General features: G+C 68.4%; 25 protein-coding genes and 1 pseudogene. 18 read left to right on the top strand and 8 right to left on the bottom strand.

Annotated features, from left to right (window positions below; translation table 11 throughout):
- The 9 genes and pseudogenes from RZ84_RS17505 to RZ84_RS39045 all read left to right on the top strand — a co-directional run.
- Positions 1-329: cupredoxin domain-containing protein (locus RZ84_RS17505; protein WP_241777745.1), on the top strand; the 329-nt coding region annotated here is incomplete at its 5' end.
- Positions 330-423: 94 nt separating this feature from the next.
- On the top strand, positions 424-828 hold the full coding sequence (locus RZ84_RS17510) for a hypothetical protein (RefSeq protein ID WP_052230501.1): 405 nt from the start codon (positions 424-426) through the stop codon (positions 826-828).
- 611 nt (positions 829-1439) lie between these two features.
- The gene (locus tag RZ84_RS17515; RefSeq protein WP_043265093.1) at positions 1440-1748 is read left to right on the top strand and encodes a hypothetical protein; all 309 of its coding nucleotides are present in this window, start codon (positions 1440-1442) and stop codon (positions 1746-1748) included.
- A gap of 170 nt (positions 1749-1918) precedes the next feature.
- Positions 1919-2723, top strand: a pseudogene (locus tag RZ84_RS17520) (IS5 family transposase).
- A 277-nt stretch (positions 2724-3000) separates the two neighbouring features.
- The gene (locus RZ84_RS39030) at positions 3001-4299 is read left to right on the top strand and encodes a DUF6801 domain-containing protein (RefSeq protein ID WP_157878848.1); all 1299 of its coding nucleotides are present in this window, start codon (positions 3001-3003) and stop codon (positions 4297-4299) included.
- A gap of 438 nt (positions 4300-4737) precedes the next feature.
- Complete coding sequence (locus RZ84_RS17530; protein WP_043265095.1) at positions 4738-5055, top strand: trypco2 family protein; 318 nt, start codon at positions 4738-4740, stop codon at positions 5053-5055.
- 1 nt (position 5056) lies between these two features.
- Positions 5057-7744 (top strand): S1 family peptidase, encoded by a 2688-nt coding sequence (locus RZ84_RS39785; RefSeq protein ID WP_043265096.1) that lies wholly within the window; start codon positions 5057-5059, stop codon positions 7742-7744.
- Positions 7741-7977, top strand: coding sequence for a hypothetical protein (locus RZ84_RS42500; RefSeq protein WP_157878849.1), 237 nt, complete (start codon positions 7741-7743; stop codon positions 7975-7977). The genes RZ84_RS39785 and RZ84_RS42500 overlap by 4 nt, the downstream gene beginning before the upstream one ends.
- Positions 7978-9285: 1308 nt before the next feature.
- The gene (locus RZ84_RS39045; protein WP_157878850.1) at positions 9286-9543 is read left to right on the top strand and encodes a hypothetical protein; all 258 of its coding nucleotides are present in this window, start codon (positions 9286-9288) and stop codon (positions 9541-9543) included.
- A gap of 367 nt (positions 9544-9910) precedes the next feature.
- On the opposite strand, the gene RZ84_RS17545 is transcribed toward RZ84_RS39045, so the two are convergent.
- Positions 9911-10702, bottom strand: a complete 792-nt coding sequence (locus RZ84_RS17545; RefSeq protein ID WP_052229987.1) for an SDR family NAD(P)-dependent oxidoreductase — start codon at positions 10700-10702, stop codon at positions 9911-9913.
- The gene (locus tag RZ84_RS17550) at positions 10695-11360 is read right to left on the bottom strand and encodes a VC0807 family protein (protein WP_063772757.1); all 666 of its coding nucleotides are present in this window, start codon (positions 11358-11360) and stop codon (positions 10695-10697) included. Before RZ84_RS17550 ends, RZ84_RS17545 begins: the two co-directional genes overlap by 8 nt.
- A gap of 149 nt (positions 11361-11509) precedes the next feature.
- Here RZ84_RS17550 and RZ84_RS17555 point away from each other — a divergent pair, with 149 nt between their 5' ends.
- From RZ84_RS17555 to RZ84_RS17570, 5 genes are all read left to right on the top strand, one after another.
- Positions 11510-12877 (top strand): sensor histidine kinase, encoded by a 1368-nt coding sequence (locus tag RZ84_RS17555; RefSeq protein WP_043265098.1) that lies wholly within the window; start codon positions 11510-11512, stop codon positions 12875-12877.
- Positions 12829-13494 carry a LuxR C-terminal-related transcriptional regulator gene (locus tag RZ84_RS17560; RefSeq protein WP_043265099.1) on the top strand — a complete coding sequence of 222 codons (666 nt, stop codon included), beginning with the start codon at positions 12829-12831 and terminating at the stop codon, positions 13492-13494. Before RZ84_RS17555 ends, RZ84_RS17560 begins: the two co-directional genes overlap by 49 nt.
- 657 nt (positions 13495-14151) lie before the next feature.
- On the top strand, positions 14152-14529 hold the full coding sequence (locus RZ84_RS39050; RefSeq protein WP_157878851.1) for a hypothetical protein: 378 nt from the start codon (positions 14152-14154) through the stop codon (positions 14527-14529).
- Between the two features lie 71 nt (positions 14530-14600).
- The gene (locus tag RZ84_RS17565; RefSeq protein ID WP_198540000.1) at positions 14601-15869 is read left to right on the top strand and encodes a hypothetical protein; all 1269 of its coding nucleotides are present in this window, start codon (positions 14601-14603) and stop codon (positions 15867-15869) included.
- Positions 15866-16264 (top strand): hypothetical protein, encoded by a 399-nt coding sequence (locus RZ84_RS17570; protein ID WP_043265100.1) that lies wholly within the window; start codon positions 15866-15868, stop codon positions 16262-16264. Before RZ84_RS17565 ends, RZ84_RS17570 begins: the two co-directional genes overlap by 4 nt.
- An 82-nt stretch (positions 16265-16346) precedes the next feature.
- Here RZ84_RS17570 and RZ84_RS17575 read toward each other — a convergent pair whose 3' ends face one another.
- The 5 genes from RZ84_RS17575 to RZ84_RS41290 form a co-directional block, all read right to left on the bottom strand.
- Positions 16347-17426, bottom strand: a complete 1080-nt coding sequence (locus RZ84_RS17575; RefSeq protein WP_198540001.1) for an NAD-dependent epimerase/dehydratase family protein — start codon at positions 17424-17426, stop codon at positions 16347-16349.
- Positions 17427-17431: 5 nt separating this feature from the next.
- Positions 17432-19618, bottom strand: coding sequence for a DUF362 domain-containing protein (locus tag RZ84_RS17580; protein ID WP_043265102.1), 2187 nt, complete (start codon positions 19616-19618; stop codon positions 17432-17434).
- Between the two features lie 1070 nt (positions 19619-20688).
- Complete coding sequence (locus RZ84_RS41280) at positions 20689-20838, bottom strand: hypothetical protein (protein WP_241777746.1); 150 nt, start codon at positions 20836-20838, stop codon at positions 20689-20691.
- Positions 20839-20926: 88 nt separating this feature from the next.
- Positions 20927-21403: an MFS transporter gene (locus RZ84_RS41285; protein WP_241778124.1), complete on the bottom strand. Its 477-nt coding sequence runs from the start codon at positions 21401-21403 to the stop codon at positions 20927-20929.
- A complete protein-coding gene (locus RZ84_RS41290) occupies positions 21313-21888 on the bottom strand; it encodes a LysR family transcriptional regulator (RefSeq protein WP_347232808.1) in 576 nt (191 codons plus the stop codon). Before RZ84_RS41290 ends, RZ84_RS41285 begins: the two co-directional genes overlap by 91 nt.
- Before the next feature lie 90 nt (positions 21889-21978).
- Here RZ84_RS41290 and RZ84_RS39790 point away from each other — a divergent pair, with 90 nt between their 5' ends.
- Genes RZ84_RS39790 through RZ84_RS17600 form a run of 3 tightly spaced genes read left to right on the top strand, consistent with a single transcriptional unit; the run spans position 21979 to position 23176 of the window.
- Positions 21979-22560: a YbfB/YjiJ family MFS transporter gene (locus RZ84_RS39790; protein WP_198540002.1), complete on the top strand. Its 582-nt coding sequence runs from the start codon at positions 21979-21981 to the stop codon at positions 22558-22560.
- The gene (locus tag RZ84_RS39795) at positions 22527-22922 is read left to right on the top strand and encodes an AMP-binding enzyme (protein WP_198540003.1); all 396 of its coding nucleotides are present in this window, start codon (positions 22527-22529) and stop codon (positions 22920-22922) included. Before RZ84_RS39790 ends, RZ84_RS39795 begins: the two co-directional genes overlap by 34 nt.
- Positions 22883-23176 carry a DUF1330 domain-containing protein gene (locus tag RZ84_RS17600; protein ID WP_043265104.1) on the top strand — a complete coding sequence of 98 codons (294 nt, stop codon included), beginning with the start codon at positions 22883-22885 and terminating at the stop codon, positions 23174-23176. The genes RZ84_RS39795 and RZ84_RS17600 overlap by 40 nt, the downstream gene beginning before the upstream one ends.
- A 136-nt stretch (positions 23177-23312) precedes the next feature.
- Here RZ84_RS17600 and RZ84_RS17605 read toward each other — a convergent pair whose 3' ends face one another.
- A complete protein-coding gene (locus RZ84_RS17605) occupies positions 23313-23633 on the bottom strand; it encodes a hypothetical protein (RefSeq protein ID WP_157878853.1) in 321 nt (106 codons plus the stop codon).
- Positions 23634-24028: 395 nt separating this feature from the next.
- Between RZ84_RS17605 and RZ84_RS17610 the strand changes: the two genes are divergently transcribed.
- On the top strand, positions 24029-25216 hold the full coding sequence (locus RZ84_RS17610; RefSeq protein ID WP_043265106.1) for a cytochrome P450: 1188 nt from the start codon (positions 24029-24031) through the stop codon (positions 25214-25216).
- Positions 25217-25252 lie beyond the last annotated feature (36 nt).

Consider the following 25252-nt stretch of genomic DNA (forward strand, 5'->3'; position numbering starts at 1 on the left):
ACGGCCGGTACTCCGGTGAGCAGGGGTACTTGAGAGGGGCGGCCGCGGTCGCGATGGCGCCCGCTTCTCCCGGCGCACCGGCGGCGGCCAACCATGTGACGATCGCCGGCTTCGCGTTCTCGCCATCGACCTTGACCGTCAGCAAGGGCACCACGGTGACCTGGACCAACGAGGATCGGGCTCCGCACACGGTGACCGGCTCGGGTGGGCTGAACTCGCCGACGCTCGGCAGTGGCGGTTCCTACACCTTCACGTTCAAGACCGCCGGCACGTTCAGCTACTACTGCGCCATCCACCCGTCCATGCACGGCACGGTCGTAGTGAAGTGAAGTGAAGTGAAGTGGGGTGAGGTGAGACTCAGTTGCCGACTCCCTGCGAACAGGGTGCGTTGGCTGCCGGTGACGATGCTCCCGAGGTGTGACCATGTGGTTGCTACGGCTGCTCACGGCGGCTGGGCTGGTCGTCGACGCCTACGTGCATGCCGAACTGGCGAGTGCCTACGACCCGGTAGGCGCCGGCGTCAGCGAGGGGGCGCTGTTCCGCATCCAGGCAGCGGCGGCGGCGCTGGCCGCTGTCCTGGTGCTGGTGAGCGGCAGGAGCCGTTGGGTCTGGGCGTTTGCCTTTCTGGTGGCGGCATCGGCGGTCGGCGCGGTGCTCCTGTACCGGTACGTGGACGTGGGCTCCCTGGGGCCGCTGCCCAACATGCATGAGCCCGCGTGGTATCCGAAGAAGACGGTGTCCGCCGTGGCAGAGGCAGTGGCGACGCTGGGCGCGGCGGCGGGTTTCGTCACTGTCAGCCGTAACCGCACGCCCAGCCGTCAGGCGTGATCGAACGGGATGGAAGGTGCGTTTCCGGTCCGGCGAGGCATGAGCGGAGCCGGCGCCGTAGGCAACAACGGTCACTGTGCCGCGGAAGACATACGCTCACCTGCGCGGAGCCCGCGGACCTACCCTTCACACCGGCAACCCGCGTGCGTGCGGCTGTCTTCGCACAGCGGAGACAGCCGCACGCACGGCCTACAAGAAGCGGCACCGTTCCCCTCGCGAGCCGTCGTGCCCCTCGCGAGCCAGCCAGAGCGTAAACCGCGGTCAACGAGGGCAAAGTTTCACATCGACGCCCCCCCGAGTCGGGATGTTTTCGCAGGTCAGGCAGGTACCAGGCCCCCAAAGCCCCCCTGATTCCCAAGCCCAGAGCGCGGGTTCGATTACCGTCACCCGCTCCATGGCGAAGGCCCAGGTCAGAGACCGGGGCCTTGTTTGTAGTCCAGACCCATTGCGGGGTGGCGCGCCCCCCCCGCGTGCCCTATCTGCCTGACGGAAGGGCAGGTTTCGCCAACTCCCGTACCGACTCAGGCGCCTTGCGAGCCAAGCGCCTCGAATGGCGAGACGCATCTTCTGCGACTTGGGTCATCTGCGCCCGAGTTGTCGCGGGATTGCGGATGCAAAACGGGCCTGCGACAAGGGCACGCCCGCTGCCCTATGCCGACTTCCGCGCCGTGCGGGAGTTCGCCTCCGCAGCAACCCGCGACGGTCGGACCGTCACCGAAGAAGCGGTCTACGACGGCCTTGTCCGCGAGTACGGCATGGGGCGCATGTCCCAGAGCTCAAACCGCAGGGGCCGGACCCTGCTGCGCGGCTTCTGCAACAGCGGCTCCCTCGTCATCTTCGTCACTCTCAGCGAACCGCCGCTGCCTCCCTCAACGTGCCTACAGCCAAGGGCGATCGCCACCGTCGTCCGCGCCAAATGACCTTCCCCCGCGTCAGGACCAGGGTCAAGTGGTCCGAGCCGCCGACCGGCGGCGCAGTGCAGTGCAGTGCACGAACATCGAAAAGCACAGATGTTCGCTTCCTGATTTTTAGAGCTTGTCTCACGTGGCGTCAGGTCGGTGCGGCATGATGGTTCGTCATGCGTGTTGGTCTGTCACAGCGATTGGTTCCTGATGAGCTCTGGGCCATTGTGGCTCCGTTGCTTCCTCGTTCACGTCGCGTCCGCAAGGTGGAGGGACGGCCCCTTGTGATGAGCGGGCCGTGTTCACCGCCGTCGTGTACGTGCTGACCAGCGGCTGCGCGTGGCGACACCTTCCTGAGACGTTTGGTGTGTCTCCCGCAACCGCCCACCGCCGGTTCTCGGCGTGGACACGGGCAGGGCTGTGGAGGCGGCTGCACCAGGCCGTCCTGGACGAACTCGGTGCCCGTGGCGAGTTGGACTGGACTTCCGCGATCGTCGATGCGGCCTCGGTCCGTGCGAAAAAAGGGGATCGCTGACCGGACGCAATCCGGTCGACCGGGGCAAGAAGGGCAGCAAACTGCACGTCCTTTCCGATGCCCAGGGTCTACCTCTGGCGCTGGGGGTATCCGGCGCGAACGTGCACGACAGCCAGGCCCTGCTTCCGCTGATCCTGGGCATACCCGCCATCCGGTCACGGCGCGGTCCCCGCCGGCGCCGTCCCGGCAAGCTTCGCGCTGACAAGGCGTATTACTCCGCCGACCACCTGAGGTGGCTGCGCGAACGCGGCATCGTCCCGCGCATCGCACGTCCCGGCATCGAGACCAGCGAGCGCCTGGGCAAGCACCGCTGGAAGATCGAACGGTCGATCTCCTGGCTCTTCGGATACCGCCGCCTTACCGTCCGATACGAGCGGAAAGGCAGACACTTCCTGGCTTTCCTCGGACTTGCAGCGGCGCTCACCTGCTACAAGAGACTGTCCAAGATCGCCACGTGAGACAAGCTCTTAGTCAGCAAGGAAGGGGATTTCCAGAAGTCACCGCCCAGCAAAGTGTTTTGGAGCGCGTCCGAGCAACCAGAGCCGCCTAAGCCGCGTCTTCCACGGAAAGTCACGTGCCCCGATGATCGAAATCTTCCGGGCGCCACAGAACCGGCATAGGGGCACGCGATCTGAGTAGCATGCTGGGCTTTAGGAAATGAGAGCCATTCAGTAATCGCACACACGAACGGCGAACGGGGGCCAATTCATGATCACCAGGTGCGGCAGGCCAAGGATGAGGATCATCCTTGCGGTCGCCACGGCTTTGACAGCGGCAAGCGGGGTGGTGGGCACCATCGGAGCCGGAACGGCCGGCGCGCAGCCGTCGCCCGCATTCGGCTATACGTGCTCGGCGGGCATGATCGGCGATCAGCCTTTCACAGCGGAGATCCACTCGGACATCCCGAATTCGATCGCGGTCGGCGCGCCCAGCAAGCCCATCGCCGTCAACGCGGTGGCTACGGTGGGCCCGAGTTTCACCCAGTGGCTCAACAGGGCGGGCATGAAGACCCTCGGGGGCACGGTGGACGCGAGGGCCCATGTGGCCGCGCCACAGGATGACTTCGACGTCACGGTCCCCTTCCACATGGCCACGACCAGCGTCCCGGCATCCGGTCCCTTCAACGTCACGGCAACCGCCGGCGCGACCACGCGCACCTTCAGCCATCCAGGCCACGGGACGGTCACCGCCGGCAACCTCACCCTCCACCTCCTCGCGAAGAACGCGACCGGCACCATCACACTCGCGGGCGACGCACCGTGCACCCTGAACACCGGACAGAGCAATGTCGTGACGTCCTTCGACATCACGAAGCCGAGTTCGGCGCCCTCCGCCCCTCCGAGCCATTCGACCGGACCGGTGGCCACCGCCACTCCGCGGCCGACGACCGGATCGGTGGGCGCTGCCGTTCCCAAACCGACGATGTCGGCGGGCAACGGGCCCGCGAAGGACAGCGCGACCACGCCCGGCAATCCGAGCCCCAGGGCTTCCAGCCCCACACCGGTGACGAACTCCCCCCATCCGACTCCGAGGTCGACCACACCCACGATCGTCTCCAAGCCCTCGGCCGCCGGCCAGGACACTGGGGATCTCATCCTGCTGGCCGTGGGTGCGCTCGTCGCATGCGCCGCCGCCTTCCTCCTCGGCGCGCGGCTGAAGAACCACCGCCGTACCGGTGATGACGGAGGGGATCAGCGGTACATCAACCCGAAGCCTGACGGGCCTACCGCAGGCGTCAAGGCCGGGACGGACGACGTCAGTTGCCACCGGAAGGTCTTGATTGCTGCTGCCCCCCAGCGTCGAGGGTGTGACGGTGGGGCAACGTCGCACGGCAGCACGGGCCGGAAGGTTACGGACGGCCGGAATCGCCTGATGGCACGTCATCTTCCACACCAGGCCGGTCATCAGGGCATCAGCGCGCGGGCCAGCGGCGGCGCCGATCTGGACAGCCAACTCGCGGGCTTGCTCCAGGGTGGAGACGTCGATGTCGTGGCCGACGAGAAGCCCGGCAGCGAATACGTTCGACAGGCGTAGTGAACGACCACCGCGTGTGCAGCGGAGGCTCAAGGAGGGCGGCAGGCAGGCACGGGGCCTGCCTGCCGGGGCGAGGACGGCCACGGAAAGTTGACTATCCGCGTGAAGAGGGAGGTACCTCTGTTGACTGAGATCGACACTTTGCTTGGCGAGATCGTGCTGCAGTCGAAGCGGGGGCGGGTGCGTACGGCGTCGGCGTGCTGACCAGGGCCGAGGGCAAGGCGGCCGGAGCGACCGTGCGGCTGGGACAGCCGCACGGTCGCCCGGATCCCGCACCGTGGACCCGACTCCGCGTCGGTTGAGGCCACCGTCACCGGCCTGGCGGACGCGGGTGCGGACCAGGACATGCTCAAACACCGTGCGTTCGCGGCAAGTTGAGATCACCCACCGGTGCTGGCACCACTCATTTCCGAACCTCACAGTCGATGGGGAGTAGCCATGGCGACGATCGGGTTGGCCGCAGCCATCGAGGAACTGCGGCAAGAGCTCTACCAGGCCCAGGCTCAGGGCGCCCAGCAGCAGTTCGCCTTTCAGATCGAGGAAGCCGAGCTGGAGCTGCTGCTGGAACTACGCAATGACGTCAAGGGCGAAGGGAAGCTGCGGTTCGGGGTGGCGAGCGTAGGCGGGGGCGGATCACACTCCTCGGCCCGCGGGCACAAGCTGACACTGAAGCTGCAGGTCAAGGACCGGGCCACGGGCGGAGCCAGCCCTGAAATCGGCCGCCGGCAGCCCGGCTCCTGGGACGACGAGGGCTGAGGTGGACCATCGAAGACTGGCCCTTGTCCGTGGTGGTGACGCCGCGGGATTCCGCCGCCTCGGTACCGGCTATCTGATCGGGCCTCGCCTGGTACTGACGGCCCGGCACGTCGTCGAGGAGAGCAAGGGCATGCCATGGGCCCAGATCGACGTGCGTGTGGGGCACCCCCGGGACGCCGACGTGCATCGCTGCATGGCATCGGTGCGCTGGACTGCCCCGGAAGGGCGCGATGTTGCTCTGCTGCTGTTGGACGACGAGGTCGACGTGCCCGGGATGGTGCGCTGGGGCCGTCCTGTCGGCAACGCCCCGCTGCCCTATGAAGGTCTTGGGTACCCCTCGGCGGCCTTCAGGGGTGGGCAGCACAAGGTGGAGCACCTGAGAGGGAAGCTGCCTCCTCAGGCCGGCGGTGTCGGCACCCAGGATCTGTACGTCCTGGACCAGGAGTCTGCGCCGGACATGCGTACGGACGGCGAGCAGGCGTGGTCCGGGGCTTCCGGCAGCGCGGTCTTCTGCGAAGAACGTCTCGTTGGCGTCGTCATCCACGATGACCACGCCTTCGCGAACCGCCGCCTGCATGCCTGTCCGGCCCGTACCTTCACCCACGACCCCGCGTTCGCCATACTCCTGCAACGTTACGGTGATGGCCTCCCTGAGCTGGTCGACGTCCCAACCGCACCGATCAGCACCCAACGGGGCAGCGACGGGTCAGGCCGCCACCTGGACACGCTGGCCGAGAACCTCCATACCCTCAGACGAAGGGTCCTCTCCGAGCTGGGGAAGGACCAGGTCCAGGAGCAATTACGGAGCGGGCATCCACTGCCCGTGCGTTGTCGAGCGGCCCCCGAGAGGTTGACCGGTCAGAGGAACGGTGCCCGGGAGACCTCGGCGGCACTGGCGGACGCTTCCCCGCTGGACCTGGCAGGTCCGCTGGATAACATCGCAGCTGTCTACCTGAAGAAAAGGGACAGCCAACTGCTGGTGCTGGGCCGGCCCGGTTCGGGGAAGTCCGTCCTGATCCGGCGCTTCGCGCACGCTCGGTTGAAGGACGATGACTGGACCGGCAAGGGACCAGTGCCGGTGATCTTCAGTCTGGGATCATGGGACCCCACCGTCACGTTCCTGCAGGACTGGCTGATCGACCGCCTGGAGCGGGATCACGCCTTCCTGGCCAGGCGAAACCTCGACAAAGAGCCATGGGCCACTGAACTGATCGTGGGGGGCCACGTGCTGGCGGTCCTGGACGGGTTCGACGAGATGGCGGAGGAATTTTACGAACCCGCGCTGCGGCAGCTGGGGGCCTTGAACCTGCCGTTGCTGCTGACGAGCCGGCCCGAAGCGCTCAGCGGCGTCAGGCCAAGCGAAGGGCTCTTTCCGGGGATCGAACTGACGGACCTCACCCTCGCCGACTGCTCCGCCCGGCTCGCCGGCTCGACCACATGGGCGCGCGTCCTGGACCGGTTGGGCAGCCAATCCGGCGACCCGGCCGCCGCCCTGCTCGCCACCGTACTGAGCACTCCCCTGATGCTCACCATGGCGGAGGCCTTCCACAAGTCCGGCGGCGAGCCTGAATCCTTGCTGGAACTCGCAGAGTCCGGCTCCCGGGACGCGCTGGAGGCGCGTCTCCTGAACGCCTTCGTCCCCACGGCGTACAGCCGCAGGCTCAACCCGTCCGTTCCGAAACGCCGACGCTGGAGCGCCGAGCGTGCAGGACGCTGGCTCGGCTACCTCGCCACGCACCTGAAGAAACAGAAGACAGACGCACAGGACATCGAGTGGTGGCAGCTGGGCACGTCCATGAGCCTGCCCGCGCGCATGGTCGTCTCCGGGGCCCTGTGCGGGCTCATATCGGGGATGGCGGTCACACTCGTCAACGTCTTCATGAACGACCCCCCGGCCGTGCTCATGGACATGTTCCTGGACATGCTGGGAATCGGGCTGGCCTTCGGGCTCGTGCACGGATTCGTGTCGGAAAAAATCGAGGCCAGCGGCGCGTTCAAGCCGTCCCGCATGCAGATCGGGGTAGGCGGCGAGTCGATGGGGGTGAGGTCGAGGAGAGTGCTGGAGCGTTTCCTCCCCAGAGTCGGCGGCGGGCTGGCCGGCGGACTGGTCTTCGGGATCGTCTACGGCGGCGGAGCCGCGGCCTACGCGATGTTCCTGTCCTATCCCTGGCTGTCGGTCGCCCTGTTCTTCGGGAACTGGCTCGTGGCCGGGCCACTGCTCGGACTGGGGATCGGGATCGTCCTCGCGCTGGCGGCCTGGCTCGAGACAGACGCCAAGCCGAAGGAATCAGTCAGCGCGACGGACCTGTTGCGCAAGAACCGCACCATCGTGCTCGTTCAGGCAGCCGCGGTGGGGCTGGTCCTCGGGCTCGGATACGGAACCGCCATCACGTATTTCAACGGCTTCACCCTCGGCCTCCCGTCCGGGATCGGGGCCGGACTCGCGTCCGCGACCGGGGTCGGCACTCTGTCCGCGTGGGGCCGGTGGGTGGTGCTGGTCCGCTTCTGGCTGCCCCTGTCAGGACGCCTCCCCTGGAGTGTGAACGCCTTCCTGGACGACGCCCGCACTCGAGGCGTACTACGCCAGGCCGGCGCGGTCTACCAGTTCCGCCACGCGCGGCTCCGAGATCGCCTGGCCGAGGTCTACGAGCAACACGAACAGTCGCCAGAAGGAGGCACAGCGCGGTGAAGGCAGGACCGGTGTTGCTGACCGGTCCTGCCTTCACCACGCATGAAGCCGTCGCCTCAGCCGAAGTGCTTCCGCTTCCCCGCCTGGAACTGCCCGGCCGCGTCCCGGCGTTGCCGGCGCACCTCGGCGTCAATGCGCTTCGCGAGCTTGCGCTGGTGCTTCTCTTTGGAGTGCTGGTAGATCAGCTGAGCCTTCGGGCTGGACTGCCCCGCACGGCCGAAGCGCGCATGTAGTTTCGATTCGCCGACACGACCACGGCACGCTGTAAAAAGGGGGAATTTTGAAGCGCACAACAGGAATCTGTGTACTCGCTGGCGCCGTGTTGCTGAGCACCGTCGCAAGTGGCACCGCCAGCGCAGCTCCTCGGGAAGGGACCGGGAGCCAGCGAGCCGGGACCAACACTGCAATTGCTCCCGGCTTCGTCAAGCCCGGCGCTAACACAGTCGTCAAGCGCAATGTTCCACAGCAGGCTCCGACGGCTTTGAAGGCACAGCTGAAAGCTGCCGACGATGTCGATATCTCCCAACCTAAAGAGGTCTGCGGCACCGAAAGACTTCAGAAGGCTCCGTCACCGTGCAGAAGTGCCCGCGGGTAAGACCGGATCTATCGAGGCATACGCGCAATACGACCAGTACACCGTTACCGACGGAGATGAAACTGGATGGGTCCTGAAGCCCGTCGGGGTATGCTTTAACCAGTGGGCAAAGTGACCTGACGACCAGAGCGATAGGGGTTCACCGATGAGGCGTCTGACTCAACATACGGCCATCGGCTCTGCCCTGTTGCTTGCATGCGTGGCATGCGCATCCGGGGAGGGTGGAAGCAGTTCTTCCGCCCTCCCTTCGCCATCCTCCGCCGAGCCGTCACATCTACTTCAACTTCCAGTGGTCAACCTGGCGGACGACCCGCTTTCCGATCAGGATGGAATACACAGGGTAATTGGGGAAGTTCGCAACGGGCCCGACCGAATCATCATCTACACAACAGGGCAGAAATGCGGCCTAGCGACGACGCGCGAGGGCGATGAAAGAAACCTTTCCATCCACGTGCTCACAGCATGGCCGAAAGTCAGCCCCCAAGGGGGCACACGCCTCCCCTATGGCCCTTACTCGAATTCTTCCGCCAAGGGTTCACACGGCACTTGGGCATCTCTTTCCTGCGGAAAGGATGCAATGATCGTAAAATTCTTCTCCGCGAATGCGCCCAAGACCTCGAAATATCGGGGCTCGCTTGACGTGATCAAATCGTCGGGCCCTGGAGATCCCGTCTCCATTGTCGTAGGAACAAGAGCGGTCAGGGAAAAGGTCTCCGCTGCTCTTGAGGCTCACTCGTAAGTCGTAGGTTTCCTCGGCCGTGCGTACGGCAATGTGTGGGGTGACAGGTGATCCCTTGTGGCGGCAGGTTCGCCACCGTGCCGGGTGGTCATGGGATCGAGTGACAACACAGTGTGGGCCACCAAAGCAGCATGCGCGTCCGCTAGCCTCGATCTTTCATGACGGTCCGCCGACTCTGTCGGTAGACCGTTTCGCGTTCTGTGTCTGATGCTGGGCCGGCTGACCGCCCGTCTGTCGCGTCGGGTTGGCGCCGGGTTCCACCCTCCGGTCGGGGTGTTGCTGCTCGACCCGGCGTCGGCCGGTGGTGACGAGCTGGCCGGCTGGGGAGAACAGGCGGAGCCTGAGCCCAACCGGTGGAAAACGGGCGACGAAGCAGCAGCCATCGGGTTCGATTCCCGTCACCGCTCCATGACGAAGGCCCAGGTCGGCGACCTGGGCCTTGTTTGTTGTCCAGACCTCTCCTAGCTCCGCATGCCCGCCACGTGCCCCAACTCGCCTGAAACAACTGCACGGAGAACCCATCCGGGCGCCCACTGAACCCACCCCAGGCGAAGCATCTCGGATAGCGAGACGCAATTCACGTGATCCACATCGCCATTTGTAGCGGGTTAGGTGCAGTAGCATGAACAGCGTGAAGTAGCGCCTGTAAAAGGCCAGTTGGAGATGTGTTGCCGACTGCCGCGGCAGGACTTCCCGTAGTCCGTCCGCCCCTCTTCTCCTTTGAACTGCTCCTCGCCAGGGGCCATACGGGCAATTTCGGGGGCAGGTGTCTGCCCATGGCGCGCTTCGCGAACCGCCCTCGGTGGGCAGGCTTCTGGGCACGGAAGCCGCGCTATCGGGCGCCGTGAGCAGGCCCCGCTCCCCCGTCTCCGGAGGTCCGGGTGATCGTTATCTGTGGGAAGGCGATCGGTGCGAGGGGCCGGTGTGCCTGGACTTCCCAGGCCTGGCCGGTGGTGCCGGTGGCCAGAACGGCAGCGATCGCGTCGGCGACCAGGGCCGGTTGGGCCAGTGCGATTCCGTGCTCCGCCAGGTGGGCGTGGTAGGGGGCGAGCAGCGGGGTGTCGATGAAGCCGGGGCAGACGGCGTTGATCGTGACGTGGTCGGGTTGCAGGGCCGGGGCCAGTGAGCGGACCAGGCCGATCACCGCGTGTTTGGCCGCCGCGTAGCACACGTCGGCCGAGGGCGCGACGCCCGCGAGGCTTGCGGTGACGACGATCGCTCCGCCGCCTCGTCGGAGCCAGGGCAGTGCGGCCTGGGTGCCGAGGACCACGCCGTCGAGGTTGACCCGCATGCTGTGCCGGTAGCGTTCCAGGTCGAAGCCGGAGCCGATGGCGGTACCTCCGGGGATCCCCGCGTTCAGGCACAGCACGTCCAGCCGCCCGAAGCGCTCGGTGACCGCCGCGATCAGGGCCTGGTTGTCGGCCGGGGAGGCGACGTCGGTGTGGATGAACCGGCCGCCGACCTGGTCGGCGGCGGCCCGGCCGGCCTCGCTGTTCAGGTCGGCGATCACCACGCGGTGCCCGCCCGCTGCCAGCCGGTGGGCGATGGCCGAGCCGATCCCACCGGCGCCACCGGTGATCACCGCCACCGGGCGGTCCGCTCCTGCGGCACGAGGTTCAGCCATCGGTACGAACTCCGGCGCCATCGGTCCGGACCCCGGCGAAAGCGGCGGCCCGCCGGACATAGTGCACGCTGCCTCGCTGCACCAGGATCAAGAGTGCGACCAGCAGTACCGTGCCGGCGATCGGCACACTGTCCACGGGCATGGTGAACGCCATCACCACTCGGGCGACGGCGTCCACCAGGAACGCCCCGCCCCACACCGCGGTGACCATCCGCAGCCCGCGGCGGAACCGTACATCGTGGCGCCAGCCGTCCTCCCAGCGTCGAGCGGCGTGGGCCGGCATGAACTTCGCGGTGGCGTCCAGCAGGAACGGCCGACGCCCCAGCAGCGATCCGAGGATCCACAGCCCGAAAGCGCCGGTGCCCCAGCTCTCCCTGGCCAGCAGCACGCGGGGGCTTCCGGTGACGAGCGACATCGCGGTGGACAGCACCATCGCCACCAGTACGAAGGCGCTGATCGGGTCGACACGGCGGCTTCGCACGATGCTGTGGCCGGCGCGCAGCAGCGGGACGGTCCCGCCGACCGCCAGGGCCCACCACTGGTTCAGGCCGGCAGCCCGCAGCCCGTAGTAGGCCGCCAGCGGAATGCCCGCATCGACCACAACGGACACCACCAGCGCGGCCGTTGGCCGCCGTTCCTCAGAGATGTCTGTCTGCATGGCCACGACGCTAGGAATCGGCTGCCGGGCCCGGAATGCGGTTCTGTACCGGATGGGGGTGGAGTTTCCTCCACCCCGTTCCTGCGCCGAGCTGCCGTATCGCGCCGGTGCCGTGTCGTGCACCTGGGCCGTTCGGCAGACTGGCCGGCGTGTTGCGAAGCTGCGGAGACTCCCTGGGCCGTTGGCGGGCCGTGATGCGGGCAGGCGCCCGGGCCCAGCGGATCGGTTTCGAGTGGCTGGGCCTGTCCGTGGTGATGGGGTTGGGGTTGGGGCTGACCGCGGTCGCCCTGGCGGGCCTGCTGGTCGGCTTCACCAGTGCGCTGTCCGCGGTCGTCGAGGCCAACCGGCATGTGCTGAACCGTTATCGGGCCGCGCTCGGCGAACTGACCGGCACGCCGGTCGAAGTCCGCTACGCTCCCATGCCGCAGCCATCCGCCCAGCCGCCGGGCCGCGAGCGGCCTCGCCGTTTCACCACACCGGAGACGATCCGGCTGCGGGCACTGCTCAGGGATCCGGCCACCGCCCGGGATCACCTGTGGATGCTGCTCAACCCGCTCGTCGGCCTGGCACTGTCCGCCGCGCCGCTGGCGATCGCCTGCTACGGACTGGTCTACCTCACCATCGCCGGATTGCGGGACCTGGTCACCGGCAGCACCGGCCCGCAGCCCCGGAACTTCTGGCAGCTGGCCATGAACCCGACCGCAGCGCTGGGCTCCTGGGCCGGGCTGGCCGTCCCCGCCGGCCTGTTGCTGTGCGGTGCGGTCCTCGCCCTGGGCCCCGGCACGCTGCGCGCCTGGGCCGCCTTCAGCAGCCGGCTGCTCGGGCCGACCCAGGCCGCCCGCCTGGCCCAGCGGGTGCGCCGACTCGCCGAGACCCGCGCCGACGCCACCGACGCCCAGGCCGCCGAACTGCGCAGGATCGAACGGGATCTGCACGATGGCGCGCAGAGCCGGCTCGTCGCGACCGGCATGGCACTGCGGACCGTGGAACACCTGCTGGACAGCGACCCCGAAGCCGCCCGCGAACTCGTCCTGGAGGCCCGGCGCAGCTGCACGGCCGCCCTGTCCGACCTGCGCGGCCTGGTACGCGGTATCCACCCCCCGGTGCTGGCCGAACGGGGACTCGCCGACGCCCTGCGCGCGCTCGCCCTGGACACCGCGCTCCCCGTCACCACGCAGATCACACTGCCCGGCCGACCACCGGAACCGATCGAGGCAGCCGTCTACTTCGCCGTCTGCGAACTGCTCACCAATGCCGCCAAACACAGCCGTGCAGGCCGGCTTCGGCTGACCGTCAGCTCGATCGGCGACTTGCTGTCGGTGACCGTGACCGATGACGGCATCGGCGGCGCCGACCCGGCGCAGGGCGGCGGACTGCACGGGGTGCTGCGCCGACTGGCCGCCTTCGACGGCACCATGGAAATCCACAGCCCGCCCGGCGGACCGACCACGATCACGATGGAGATTCCGTGCGCATCGTCCTCGCCGAGGACCAGTACCTGCTCCGAACCGGCCTGACCCGGCTGCTCACCGCCTACGGCTTCGAGGTGGTCGCCGCCGTCTCCACCGGGCACGAACTGCTGCGGGCGATGACCGAACTCCGCCCCGAGGTATCCGTCGTGGACGTGCGCCTGCCGCCGACCTTCACCGACGAGGGACTGCGCGCCGCACTCGCCGCACGCTGCCGGATCCCCGGGCTGCCGGTCCTGGTGCTGTCCCAGCACGTCGAAACGCTCTACGCCAGGGAACTGCTGGCCGACGGCACCGGCGGCATCGGCTACCTGCTCAAGGACCGGGTCTTCAGCGACGACGAGTTCGTGGACGCGCTGCGCCGGATCGCCGGCGGCGGAACCGCCATGGACCCCGAGGTGATCTCCCGCCTGGTCACCGGCGGCTCCCGGGACCAGCCACTGGACCGTCTCACCCCGCGCGAAAGGGAGGTGTTGACGCTCATGGCCGAGGGCCGGTCCAACGCGGCGATCGGAACGGCACTGTTCCTGTCCACCAGCGCGGTCACCAAGCACATCGCCGGCATCTTCGACAAGCTCGGCCTGACCGCGGCGCAGGAGAACAACAGGCGTGTCCTGGCCGTGCTGACCCATCTCGCGGCCTGCGCGGGCGATACGAGTCGGTAGGGGAACCCGTCTGTTCGACGGTCCCGGTGTGCGCTCTCGACGAACTCGGTCGACTGTGGCCGAGGCGGCTGTCACTGGTACCCACCTCACCTGCCAACCGGCCAGTCGCTCGCCGGTCCCGTTCCTCGCCTTCCACACCCCGTACGAGCTGCGGAAGGCGTGGTCGAAGGTGACCGCCACCTCACCGAGACGTTCGCGACGGCCCGGGACCGTAGCCCGTAGGACCGCGGTTCTCACCCGCGTCAACAACCGCAGACCACACCGCGGATGGACTCGGGCTTCCCGTGCCCACTGTCGCCGGTCAGCCGTCTTGCGGCGCGCCGCGCGTACCGTGGCGTCGATACCCTCTGCGACCTCCTGCTGCCGCCCGTCGAGGTGGCCGAGGGAGCGACGAGCCGACCGTGCCGCCACCGGGCGCGAGGGCGCACGAGCGGGGACGAGGGGATGGGGGGATGGGGGGATGCGGGCTTCCGTGAGGGTCTCCACCCCTCGCCGTTTCGCCTGGCCAAGTGTCGGTTCAAGGGGAATGGCTCCGGTGGCGCACCTGACGGCGGCCGAATAACACCAGCTGATCCCGTCGACACCGGAGTTCACTCAAAGGTGCACCTGAGCCCCCAACGAACTCGACATATGCCACAGGCTTGTACATAATCACCCATGTTTGATGATCAAGCCTGGGCTCACGCGGGCTTCGAGCTTGCCCATCACACGCTTCGGCCGATTCGTCCCTCCGACGGAGTGATGAATGCAGCCAGCCAATGCCCAATTCCGTCGACGACTTACGGCCGCTCCGTTGAGCCACCGTTATGCGCCGCGTCCATGATGTGGATTCAGGCACACCCGCAAAGAGGCGACGGCGCTGCACCAGGAATTCCGATACCGCACCAGGTAATTCGAACCACAGGATGGTCGGCGATGCCGGAAACACCCACAGCCCCGGAAAACCGTCGCAGCGTGTTCCGCTTCACCATCGACGTCCCCGACACCATGCCGATCACCCTCGGTGACATCCGCACATGGTCTGCGGCCGGATAGCAACGAAATGCGTCCCGACCGCACCCCTCGTACGATGAACCATGGAGGCTGAAGCACATGGAGGACGGTCCATGATGGCGACATCTACCGACCGCTACCCTTACGCCTTCCACATCGCCCTCGACGGCAACGGTTTGAACGGTCTGGAGGGTGCGGCGGGTGTCTGCGTCTTCCGCTACAACCCGGACAGCGGCGAGTACGCCTACCGCGTGGAGTACTACGACGGTGTGGCCGGTGGCCATGCCCTCAGCATTACGCCCGACCGGAAATCCGGGTTTCTCGGCAATTCCGGGCAACAGCTCTTGTTCTATGACGTCCATTCGCTGGAGGAGCGCGAGCGGGTCTCCGCCCTGCGGTTCGAAACTCCCGATGCGTCCATCAAGAGCAGCACGCACATGGTGTGGCTGGACAACACCCAGGGCGTCACGGCCATCGGCGACGGCTTCTGGCTGGTGGACCTCGACCACCCGACCAAGGCCGAGCGCATCGGCGACCACCTGCTCAAACTTCCGCACGCCATGAAACGCACCGCCTCCGGCCGCTATCTCGTCTATGGAGGGATGGATCATCCGAGCCAGGGAGAAGCCGCCGAGGTCGGCATCTTCGATCTCGAAAAACGCCTCGCCCGGCGGATCCCGCTGCCGACGACCTGCTGGCACGTCGCCTGCCATCCACATGACGACGTCTTCTACGCACTGTCCTTCCGGGTCCATCCTCAGGACGGCCGGGACTGGCACGAATGGGCCATGGCCTACTTCAAGGAATATGTGTACGAGATCGACGCCGGCAGCGGGCAGATCCTGCGGCACTGGGCCTGCGGTCAGAACGTGCCCGCGCACATCAACTCGGACGTGTGCATCTCCGACCGCGAGCTGATCTACTGCAACGGCGGCAGCGGCACCATCGTCATGATCGACCTCGCCGACTTCACCTCGTACCGAGTCATCGACGAACGACCGAGACTGTCTACGCAGATGCGCTCCGCCCGGCAGGCCGCCCGGCAGGTGACCGACGCGTTCACCCGGGGGTCCCTCATCCCGAGCAGCAGGCATTTCGTCGGCGCGCTGCGCGTCACGCGCGGCACGCTGATCGACTCGGTCTACGCCTGCCAGCTCTCCGCCGACCAGAAGCTGCTGTTCACCGCCAACCGCGGGCTCAACACGATCACCGTCTACGACTATCCGGCCAATGCCGTGCGGCTCCGGGTCGAGATGCCGGAGCTGCGCGCGTACCTTCCCGATCTGCCTGTCTGGACCGATCCCCGGCTGGGGTTCCACCACAGCACCCTGCTGAGCCCGGTCCCGGCCCCTGCCGGGGCCCCACTTGAGGAGTGTTCATGAGCACCGAGACGACCGAAGAGCTGACCGCCGAACTCCGGCGAAGCTGGGAGCACTTCCGGACCGCAGCCGTCCGGATCGCCGAACTCCAGACCGCGATGTGGGGTGACTATGCGGAGTTGATGACCGGGCTGCTCAACGGCAAACCCACCTGGGGCGACGTCAACAGGGCGTACTGGCAGTTCGTCGGCGACGAGGGCGTGAAGTTCGCCTCGGCGCTGGGCGGACTCGGCATCGACTATGCCCGGAATGTTGCGGAGCTGACCCGGGAGCACGAACGGCGCCTCTGCGAGCAGTTGCGCGCGTCCGCACCGGAAGCGGTGCCGGACGACAGGGCCGGCGGAGGCGGGGGCGCCAAGGCCGGTCCCCCGCCCCGCTCCAGGGGTACGAAGCGCTGACGGCGATTTCCGGGGCAGCCTGCGTACGGTGACGGGCACCGGCGCCCCACCGCGCCGCCGCCCCCCTCACCGGGCACTTCGGTCAGCTCAGCGCTCCGGCATCCTCGTCCAGCTGCCGGGGAACCAGTTCCCGCGTACCCACCACCTCCGGATGCGGCCGCAGCCCGGACCTGATCCGGTCCGGCACATGCGGGCTGGTCACCAGCCAGCCGAGCGCCTCGGCCAGCGCCTGGCGCGCGGGCCTCGGCGTGTACCCCAGAGCAGCGGCCTTGCCATGCCGGTACCAGTAGTACCGGCCCATCGTCCGGGCCTCGGAGCGGGTGGTCGCAGGGGTCCGGGCGCTGAGCACCGCCCGGATCTCCGCCAGCGTCGCCGACACATACGCGCCGGTGTGCGTGGCGGTGGCCCACGGCCCGTGAGTCCCGCACAGCTCCGAGACGGTCTGGTGGATGGTCCGCCACGCCCAGTTCTCACCGCCCAGCAGATAGCGTTCCCCGGCGGTTCCGCGCTCCGCGAGCAGTACGTGGCCTTCGGCGACGTCCCGGACGGAGACGATGTTGCAGCCGCCCGGGTAGGTGGTGCGCAGTGGATCGGCCAGATACCGGGTGAGCAGTGCGTTGCTGGGGACCAGCCGCCGGTCGGGCCCGCCCACCACGATGGTCGGGCAGGCGGCCACCACCTCCAGCCCCAGTTCGGTGCCCAGCGCGAGCGCCGTCCGCTCCTGCTCCAGCTTGGTGAGGAAGTAGTCCGGCAGATACTCCTCGCCGGGCATCCCGTTCTCGTCGAGCGAGGCCGGACCATCGGACGAGCCGCAGGTGACCGACGACGACGTCACCACCACCCGCCGGACCCCCGCCGCCGCTGCCGCCTGCAGCACCTCACGGGTGCCCGCCACGTTGGCCCGGGTCAGTTCCTCCCGCGTGACGTCCCAGTACGCGAAGACGGCGGCGCAGTGGAACACCGTGTCGCAGCCCTCGAACGCGGACCGCAAGGTGGCGGGGGCACGGAGGTCCGCGTGGACCACGGGGACGCCCAGCGCGTGCAGTTGCCGCGTGTCGCCGCTTTGACGGACCAGCGCCCGCACCTCATGTCCGGCGCCCGACAGGGCACGCACCACCTGGCCACCGACAAGTCCGGAAGCTCCGGTCACACTCGCTTTCACAGTGGCTACCTCAATCGCCTGTCCCGGGCCACGGCTTCGCGCAGCCCCTGCCAGAAACCGGTGACCGCGGGCCGCAGCTCTTCCCGGAGTTCCTCCAGCAGCCCGAAACGGGACGGGACGTCACCGGGCGCAACATGCCAGAAGCCGTCCGGCCCCAGCCGTCCCGGCAGTCTCGACACGGCCAAGGCCTGCGAGGCGACGTTGCGTACAAACCGGGCGGCCTCGGTCAGGCGCTGGGTCGGCAACTCGGCGGCCAGCATGTCGTCAACCTCCTCCCAGGCGCGGCCGATCCGGAAAGGCCGCCCCTCGTACTCCGCCTCGAAGTTGTCGAGCGTGCGGGTGAAGAACCGCCGGTAGGAGTCCTGCACCAGCGGATCCCTGAGCTTCGGCCGGGTTTCGGGACGGAACACCTGCCAGGTCAGCGGCAGCGTGAACCGCTGGCGCACCCGGACCACGATCCGGGTCCGGTTTCCGCCGTCGGCGGGGAGGAAACCCACCGAACCGTCGTCGTACTCGGCGGAGCCGTTCGGACTGTGCACCGTGCGCCAGGCGATCCGCTGCGATCGCTCCGCGTAGCTGATCGACTCAAGCTTGCAGACATCGATGGGCGGGCCGCCGTAGAACGCCACGTAGTTCGGCTGTGCCAGATACAGGTTGCGTTCGATCTGGCGGGTGGGCCGCCCCTGCGTATCGCGGGACACCACATGGAGCCGTCCGCCCAGGTAGTCGGTCATGTAGCTGATGGACTGGCTGATATCCACCCGGCGCACGAACTCCACGTACGGCGCGTTGATGGTGCGTTCGCATCCGAAGAGGACCGAGTTGCCCAGGTGATGCCACCGCATCAGCCAGGCGTCCGCGGGCAGCGCGTCGATCACTTCCTCCAACGGCTGGAGGAGACCGTTGATCCGGTCGAAGTCACCGTGGCTGTAGGCCTCCGGGTCGATGGCGAGGGAGACGTCCCGGCGCCGGATCTTCTCCTTGCCGTACCCGGTACGCCACGCGCGTACGGTGGAGGACGCGGATGCGGCTGCCCCGATCACCGTGCAGAGGGCGGCGGACGCCGCCGGGTTCTCGTCCGCGACGCGGATCAGCGCGGTGAGCAGGCGCGACAGCCGTGCCAGCGCTGGATCGGTGACCTCCGCGGTGCCCGGGGTCACCTGCCAGGAGGCAATGCTGAACAGCCGGTGCACCCGGCCGTCCGGGGCGAGTCGGCGCACCGCCTCGACCAGGGCTCTCGGCGGGTTGCGCCACCCTTGGTACGGCGTCAGGTCTCCGTCGAGGTGATAGCCGTCCGGCAGCCCGCGGTCGCGGAGTACCCGCGCGTTGAGCGGCGACGAGATGGGGTCGACGTGCATCAGCAGTGCGCCGACCATGTCCGCCAGCGCCCCGTCCGGTGCGGCGATGACCGTCCCCGTTCCCAGCGGCTTGCCCACGTACGATCCGGCACACCCGTGACTGCTCACCACCGCGTCGATGATGTGGAAGTCCGGTGCGTAGGTACGCAGCAGATCCACGATGACCTCGCCGCCGTCGCGCCGTGCCCGGTAGTGGTGGTGCTTGTCGACGTGCGGCAGCACGCCCAACAGATTGGCCAGGCAGAGGGCGTACCCGAACTCCGGGTGGGTGCTGTTCTTCGCGATGTTGATGCGGAAGTCCGCCGCCAGCCAGGTACGCGCCATTCCGCTGCCGTGCAGCACACTGGAAGCGGGAAACCCGGCCGGCTCGATGTCCTCGGACAGGTCCACGATCCGGTAGGCGTTGCCCCGTTGGGTACGTCCGCGGTAGCCGAGCCGGCGACAGGTCTGAAGGAGCCCGGGGCCCTCAAGCCACACGTCCGGACCGCAGCGGGAAGCGCCGACGGTGATGTTCCGGTAGCCCCTGTCACACAGCAGGTCGATCAGCTGCTCCACGAGCACGGCACTGACTGCGGTCGTCGGATCGCCGTACGCGGATGCCCCCGGCGTCAGCATCACCGCCAACCCGCCCGGATCACCGGCCGCGCGCTCGGCGAGCCGCTGCCAGAGCCCGGCCCGGGTGACCGCGTCTGCCAGCAAGCGCGCAGGCGCAAGCGGCCGGGTCCGGGTGGACCGCACCACGGCGGCGACGGGGGTCACGTCATCCTTGGCGCTGGTGGAGGAGACCGCATGCGACAGTCCTGCTGCGGCCTCGTCGTGGGAGATCATCTTCATGGCCTCCGCCCAGGGGCACGTCGTTCAATGGTGCGCCCGGTCGGCCCAGCGCCACTTTCACAAAACGACCAAATAGGTACAAACGCGATGTTACTGCGCGAAAGGCGGATGCACGGCAGGACGCGCTCGCGCCAAACCCAAGTCATCGTCAGGCGCACTCAATGCTCCCGTCCTTATGCTCCCGTCCTTGGCAGGAGCGGCGCTGGTCGGAGGCACTGGAAGCGTGGGCGGACGGTCCGGCACCGGGTGTCACGAGCCGGATCGAGCACGAAGCCGCCCGGCGCTGGTCAGGCAGAACGGCACCACGCGGCAGCGTCGGGCACCGCCCGGCAAGGATTCGATCCCACCCCTGAAGCGGGGGCTACGGCCCTACATGTCATGCCTACGCCCGGTAGGGAGAGTCCTTCACGCAGGCAGTCCGCATCCCGTCGGCCGCGGTGTCCATGGCGGGAAACGCTCCTTCGTCTGCGGAAATGCTCCAGCCCAGGGGCCCCTCGCCCGCCGTGCCCGGTGTCGTGGTCGTGCCAGAGGGACCGGCAGGCAACGGTCACCAAGGGGCAGGGATTCCGGTGGGTGCCGCTACGCCAGACGCGGCGTCTTCGCGGTTCAGGGCGGCGCCAGGCATCCGGAAGCCCCCTGACCTCCAAGCTCGGAGCGCGGGTTCGATTCCCGTCACCCGCTCCATGGCGAAGGCCCAGGTCGGCGACCTGGGCCCTGGTTGTCGTCCAGGCCGTTCTCGGGCCACCGGGCCCTCCACCAGCCCCAGCTGCCGGCCGAGGCGTAATTCTCGCGAACCCCCGTACCGAGCCAGGCAGTTTGGGAGTCAGTCCTCTCGAACAGCGAGACGTAATTTCTGCGACGTGGGTCACCTGCGCCTGAGGTGTCGTGAGATTACGGATGCAAAACGGGCTCCTGGCAAGGGAGTTCATCTGGTCGCGGTCCGCGCTGCGGACCGCGAACGCACTCCGTCGCAGACACCGCGCATCGTTGGCCGGGTAATAATCGACGTGCTCCCCGAACGTCCGTCGGCAGGACCCGCGCTCGCCGACCGCTTGCGAGGGGAACCTACGTCACCCCTTGCTCTTCTTCACTTTGTACAGTTCGAGATCTCTGTTCACGAACAGGTGCACATAGCCGCAGCTCCAGCAGATCAGCCCGGTCGCCGACTCGTTCGCCCAGCCGAAGTTCATGAACTCCATGCCGGAGCTGTTGAGTTTCACCTCACGGTCCCGAAACAGATCGCCCTGACAGAACGTGCATGTGACCCACACATTCCCAACAGCCGCACGTACAGGCTTGGCCACGCCCTCACCCTCTCCCATGAACAACCGGAGTGGCGCAACTGTCTCGCACACACCGCGCGGTGGCCAGCATAGTCAGGGCACCGAACCGGGCCGGGAAGTCGGTGGGACCGCGGACCGCCCCTGTCCGGCCCACTCCTCGGTCTCCCGCACAACGACGTCCCAGCGCGGCGGCGATCGCACCGCAGCGGCGCGCGCCGAAGCGGTCACCGAGCGAACCCCAACTCGCGCCCAGCAGCAGGCCGGTCAGGCCGAAGCCCAGCAGCGCGACCCCGGTGAGGTCGGGGCGGATGCCGAGGTGCTCCTCGGCGTGCAGGGAGACGAGGAACGGCAGCCCGGCCGCGCCGAAGTAGCTGACGAACGCGGCCACCGACAGCAGGCCCATGCGCATGTTCACCAGCGGGCGCAGGCGCGGGGCCTGCGCCCGGCCGGGCACCGCCGGGTGGGGGTGCCAGCACGAGCAGCTCGGCCGCTGCGGCGACACCGACGAACGCCCAGCGCCAGTTCGCCGCCGCGGCCGCCCCACCGAGCAGCGGCGAGAGCGACTGCCCGGCGGCCTGGCAACTGGCCAGCAGCCCCAGGGACCGGCTCAGCCGCTGCGGGGGAACCATGTCGGCCAGCCCGGACAGCAGGAGCGGCGAGATGAACGCGTTGGCGGTGCCCATCACCGCTCGTATCACCAGCAGCAGCGCGATGTCGGGTGCTGACCTGTTCGCCCAACGCGTTCATCGCCCGGTCCAGCTCGTTGAGCACCCGTTCCACCTGCGCGAGAAAGGAGTGGCCCACGTTGGTCAGTTCCACGTGCCGGGAGCTCCGGTTGAACAACCGCACCCGCAGCGCGGTCTCCAACTGCTTGATGGCGCGGGTCAACGCCGGCTGGGTGATGGTCAGTTTCTCGGCGGCACGGGTGAACGACTGCTGTCGAGCCACCTCGACGAACGCGCGCAGATGACGCAGCTCGACATCGATGACTCAGGAGCATGGCCAGGGCACACCAGGCATTTCTCAAATTCGAACGGTCTGACTACGTTCGTCTTGCCGCGAGGGGGAGGCACACCGATGAACGCAGCACCGCACACCCGGTCGCCGTCGAACAGCACACTCGGCATCGGGCGCGGTGCCTGTGCGCCGGCGGTGAGTCCGGGGGTGGGCCGGTTCGTCCACACCCCCATTCTGCCGACGATGCAGGCCCGGGCCGAACTCTCCGCGCGTGCCGGTGCGTTGGTGGCCACGGCGAACTACGTCGGCTACTTCCTCGGCGCACTGCTGACCGCGCTCGCTCCGGTGGCCTTCCGGTCCCGGACGATGCCGCGTGCCTGCCTGGTCGCGCTGGTGGTCACCTGGGCGGGTATGCCGCTCACCACGGATCTCGGTGGGTGGTTCCTGCTGCGCGCGCTGTCCGGGGTGGCCGGCGCGGTGGTGTTCGTCATCGCGGTCAACTCGCTGCTGACGATGCCGGGTGCGACCGCCGAGGGATGGACGTTCGCGGGCGCGGGCGCCGGCATCGCGCTGTCCGGTCTGCTGGTCGCCCGGTCGCCGTTCGGCCATTCCGGGACGGCGGCGTGGTGGAGTACCGCGGCGCCGACCGCGGTGCTCGCGGGGTCATCATGGATCACCCGGCGGTCCGCGAGGCCGCCGTGATCGCGATCCCGGACGAGCGAGGGGGCGAGACCCCGGCGGCATACGGCACCTGCACAAGGGGGCGATCGCCACGGGGGAGGACATCATCGAGCACGTTCGCGGGCGGCTCGCCCACTTCAAGGCACCGAAGACGGTGTTTTTCGGGGAACCGCGTTTTTCGGGGAACTGCCGAAAAACACCACCGACAAGGTGCGGAAACAGCTGTTGCGGGAGCGGGTTCGGGGTCTGGCGGCCCCTTCCTGACCGCGACGAAAGGTGTCCGGCTCGGGGGGAATTCCCTGAGGGACAAAGAGATCGAGAAAGAGATCGAGGAGAAATCGGAATGGCAAAGGGATATCTGGTCGGGACGTACCGGTCGGTGAGCGACCCGGACAAGCTCGCCGCGTACGGGAAGCTGGCGAAGCCCGCGCTGGAGGCGGCCGGCGGCCGGATTCTGGCCCGGGGCGGCCGGGTGACCGCGTTCGAGGCGGGGGTGCCCGAACGCACGGTCCTGGTCGAGTTCCCCAGCTACGACGCCGCGATCGCGGCCTACGAGAGCGAGGACTACCAGCGGGCCGTCGCAGTGCTGGGCGGCGGCGCCGTGCGGGACGTCCGGGTCGTGGAGGGGCTCGACTGAGCACCCGGACACCCGCGTGGTCCCCGCCGGCAACGGCGGGGACACCTGCGCGGGGCCGGCGTGGACGGCAACTCACCTGCCGGGTATGCCCGATGGGTGGCCGACGGGTGAACGCCGTTGCGGTCGGGCCGACTTGTCAGCCCGAGACCGAACTCCAGCCCCCGATAGGGCCGTTGTTGTGCTCGGCGTCGAGGAGGGCCTGGATCTTCTCGTCGATGGCGTGGGCCTGGGCGCGGTCCCGGTCGGCACCCGCGTGGTCACCCGCGCCGTCGAGGCGGTCGGCCTCGGCCTTCAGCCGCTCGGACTGCTGGCGCAGCCGGCCGATGGCCACCTGGGTGCTGCCGGAGTCCATGGCGTGCACGCCGGTGACGGGGACCGCCTGGGCGGGCAGTGCGGTGAGCAGGACGCCACCGGCCATGGCGGCGGTGAGGGCGAGTGCGGATATGCGTCGGCGCATGGGTTCCCCCTGATGGAGCGCGGTCATGACGAATTACGGCCAAGTGATCCTACGTGAACCGATCTTGTGCGGCGGGCCGTTGGGCGGCCGGGGGGCGTGGCGGGGGCCTGGCGGTCTGCGCGGTGCTGCGGGTGCGGTACGGGCACCGGCCGGGTACTGCGTCCGCGGCAGACGAAGTGTCTGCGGGTGGGCGACGACGGCGGACCGGGCGGACGGCACGGTGGAAAGGGCCGGGGGCCGGAGCGGACGGCGTCCGCCGGGAAAGGGCCCCGAGCGCCGAGATCTTCCGTATCTCCCGTGTCTTCCGTATCTCCCATGTCTTTCGTATCTCCTGTGTCTTCCGTATCTCCCGTGTCTTCAGTCGTTCGTCGCGAAAGGACCGCTGCGTGAGCCAGATGCCCCACGTCACCGAGAGGCAGCCGGTGACACGGACCTGCCCGTTCGACCCGCCGGCGGAGTACCGCACGCTGCGGGACGAGGCCCCGGTCGCCGAGGTGACCCTGCCCGACGGCGCGACCGGCTGGCTGGGCAGCCGGTACGCGGACGTACGGGCGGTGCTCGCCGACCCGCGGTTCAGCGCCCGCCGGCGGCAGTTGCGGACCGGCGGGCCCCCGGCGGACGCGCCGGCGCCGCCGCCCGCGCCGGGCATGTTCATCATGATGGACGCGCCGGAGCACACCCGGTTCCGCCGGCTGCTGACCGGGCAGTTCACGGTGCGCCGGATGCGGCAGCTGGCCCCCGCCGTGGAGCGGATCGTGGCCGAGCACCTGGACGCGATGGCCGCAGCCGGAGGCCCGGTCGACCTGGTACAGACCTTTGCGCTGCCGATCCCGTCCCTGGTGATCTGCGAGCTGCTCGGGGTGCCGTACGCCGACCGGGAGGAGTTCCAGCGGAACTCGGCCACGCTGGTCCGGCTCGACGCGGGCCCCGAGGAGGTGCGGCAGGCGCAGGCGGCGATGAACGCGTACTTCCATCGGCTGGCGGCCGACAAGCGGGCCGAGCCCGGTGACGACATCCTCAGCGGGCTGGTGCGGTCGGGCGAGCTGACGGATGACGAACTGGCCGGTGTCGGCGGGCTGTTGCTGATCGCCGGACACGAGACGACCGCCAACATGATCGCGCTGGGCACCCTGTGCCTGCTGCGCAACCCCGGGCAGCTGGCCGCGCTGCGCGCCGACCCGTCGCTGATGGACGGCGCCGTCGAGGAGCTGCTGCGCTACCTCACCGTCGTGCAGTACGGCGTGCGGCGCACGGCGCTGGAGGATGTGGAGCTGGGCGGCCGGCGGATCCCGGCGGGCAGCCTGGTGGTCGCCGTGCTGTCGTCCGGCAACCGCGATGCGGACCAATTCCCGGACGAGCCCGAGCAGTTGGACGTCGGCCGGACGAGCCGTTCGCACCTCGCCTTCGGGCACGGCGTCCACCAGTGCCTGGGGCAGCAGCTGGCGCGGGTGGAGATGAAGGCCGCGCTGTCCGCCCTGTTCGCACGGTTCCCGGACCTGCGGCCGGCGGTGCCGGTGGAGGACGTGCCGATGCGCGACGACATGCTCGTCTACGGCGTCCACGAGCTGCCGGTGACCTGGTGAGCGCGACAACGGCGCGGCAGCACACCACACCCCCGG

This window comes from Streptomyces sp. CT34 (assembly GCF_000805335.1).
Classification (GTDB): Bacteria; Actinomycetota; Actinomycetes; order Streptomycetales; family Streptomycetaceae; genus Streptomyces.

Bases quoted from the DNA above. Each gene is read 5' to 3' on its own strand.
- RZ84_RS17510 (WP_052230501.1), top strand. From the start codon at position 424: ATGTGGTTGCTACGGCTGCTCACGGCGGCTGGGCTGGTCGTCGACGCC.
- RZ84_RS17515 (WP_043265093.1), top strand. From the start codon at position 1,440: ATGCAAAACGGGCCTGCGACAAGGGCACGCCCGCTGCCCTATGCCGAC.
- RZ84_RS39030 (WP_157878848.1), top strand. From the start codon at position 3,001: ATGAGGATCATCCTTGCGGTCGCCACGGCTTTGACAGCGGCAAGCGGG.
- RZ84_RS17530 (WP_043265095.1), top strand. From the start codon at position 4,738: ATGGCGACGATCGGGTTGGCCGCAGCCATCGAGGAACTGCGGCAAGAG.
- RZ84_RS39045 (WP_157878850.1), top strand. From the start codon at position 9,286: ATGCTGGGCCGGCTGACCGCCCGTCTGTCGCGTCGGGTTGGCGCCGGG.
- RZ84_RS17545 (WP_052229987.1), bottom strand. From the start codon at position 10,702: ATGGCTGAACCTCGTGCCGCAGGAGCGGACCGCCCGGTGGCGGTGATC.
- RZ84_RS17550 (WP_063772757.1), bottom strand. From the start codon at position 11,360: ATGCAGACAGACATCTCTGAGGAACGGCGGCCAACGGCCGCGCTGGTG.
- RZ84_RS39050 (WP_157878851.1), top strand. From the start codon at position 14,152: ATGTTTGATGATCAAGCCTGGGCTCACGCGGGCTTCGAGCTTGCCCAT.
- RZ84_RS17565 (WP_198540000.1), top strand. From the start codon at position 14,601: ATGATGGCGACATCTACCGACCGCTACCCTTACGCCTTCCACATCGCC.
- RZ84_RS17570 (WP_043265100.1), top strand. From the start codon at position 15,866: ATGAGCACCGAGACGACCGAAGAGCTGACCGCCGAACTCCGGCGAAGC.
- RZ84_RS17580 (WP_043265102.1), bottom strand. From the start codon at position 19,618: ATGAAGATGATCTCCCACGACGAGGCCGCAGCAGGACTGTCGCATGCG.
- RZ84_RS39790 (WP_198540002.1), top strand. From the start codon at position 21,979: ATGAACGCAGCACCGCACACCCGGTCGCCGTCGAACAGCACACTCGGC.
- RZ84_RS39795 (WP_198540003.1), top strand. From the start codon at position 22,527: ATGGATCACCCGGCGGTCCGCGAGGCCGCCGTGATCGCGATCCCGGAC.
- RZ84_RS17600 (WP_043265104.1), top strand. From the start codon at position 22,883: ATGGCAAAGGGATATCTGGTCGGGACGTACCGGTCGGTGAGCGACCCG.
- RZ84_RS17605 (WP_157878853.1), bottom strand. From the start codon at position 23,633: ATGCGCCGACGCATATCCGCACTCGCCCTCACCGCCGCCATGGCCGGT.
- RZ84_RS17610 (WP_043265106.1), top strand. From the start codon at position 24,029: ATGCCCCACGTCACCGAGAGGCAGCCGGTGACACGGACCTGCCCGTTC.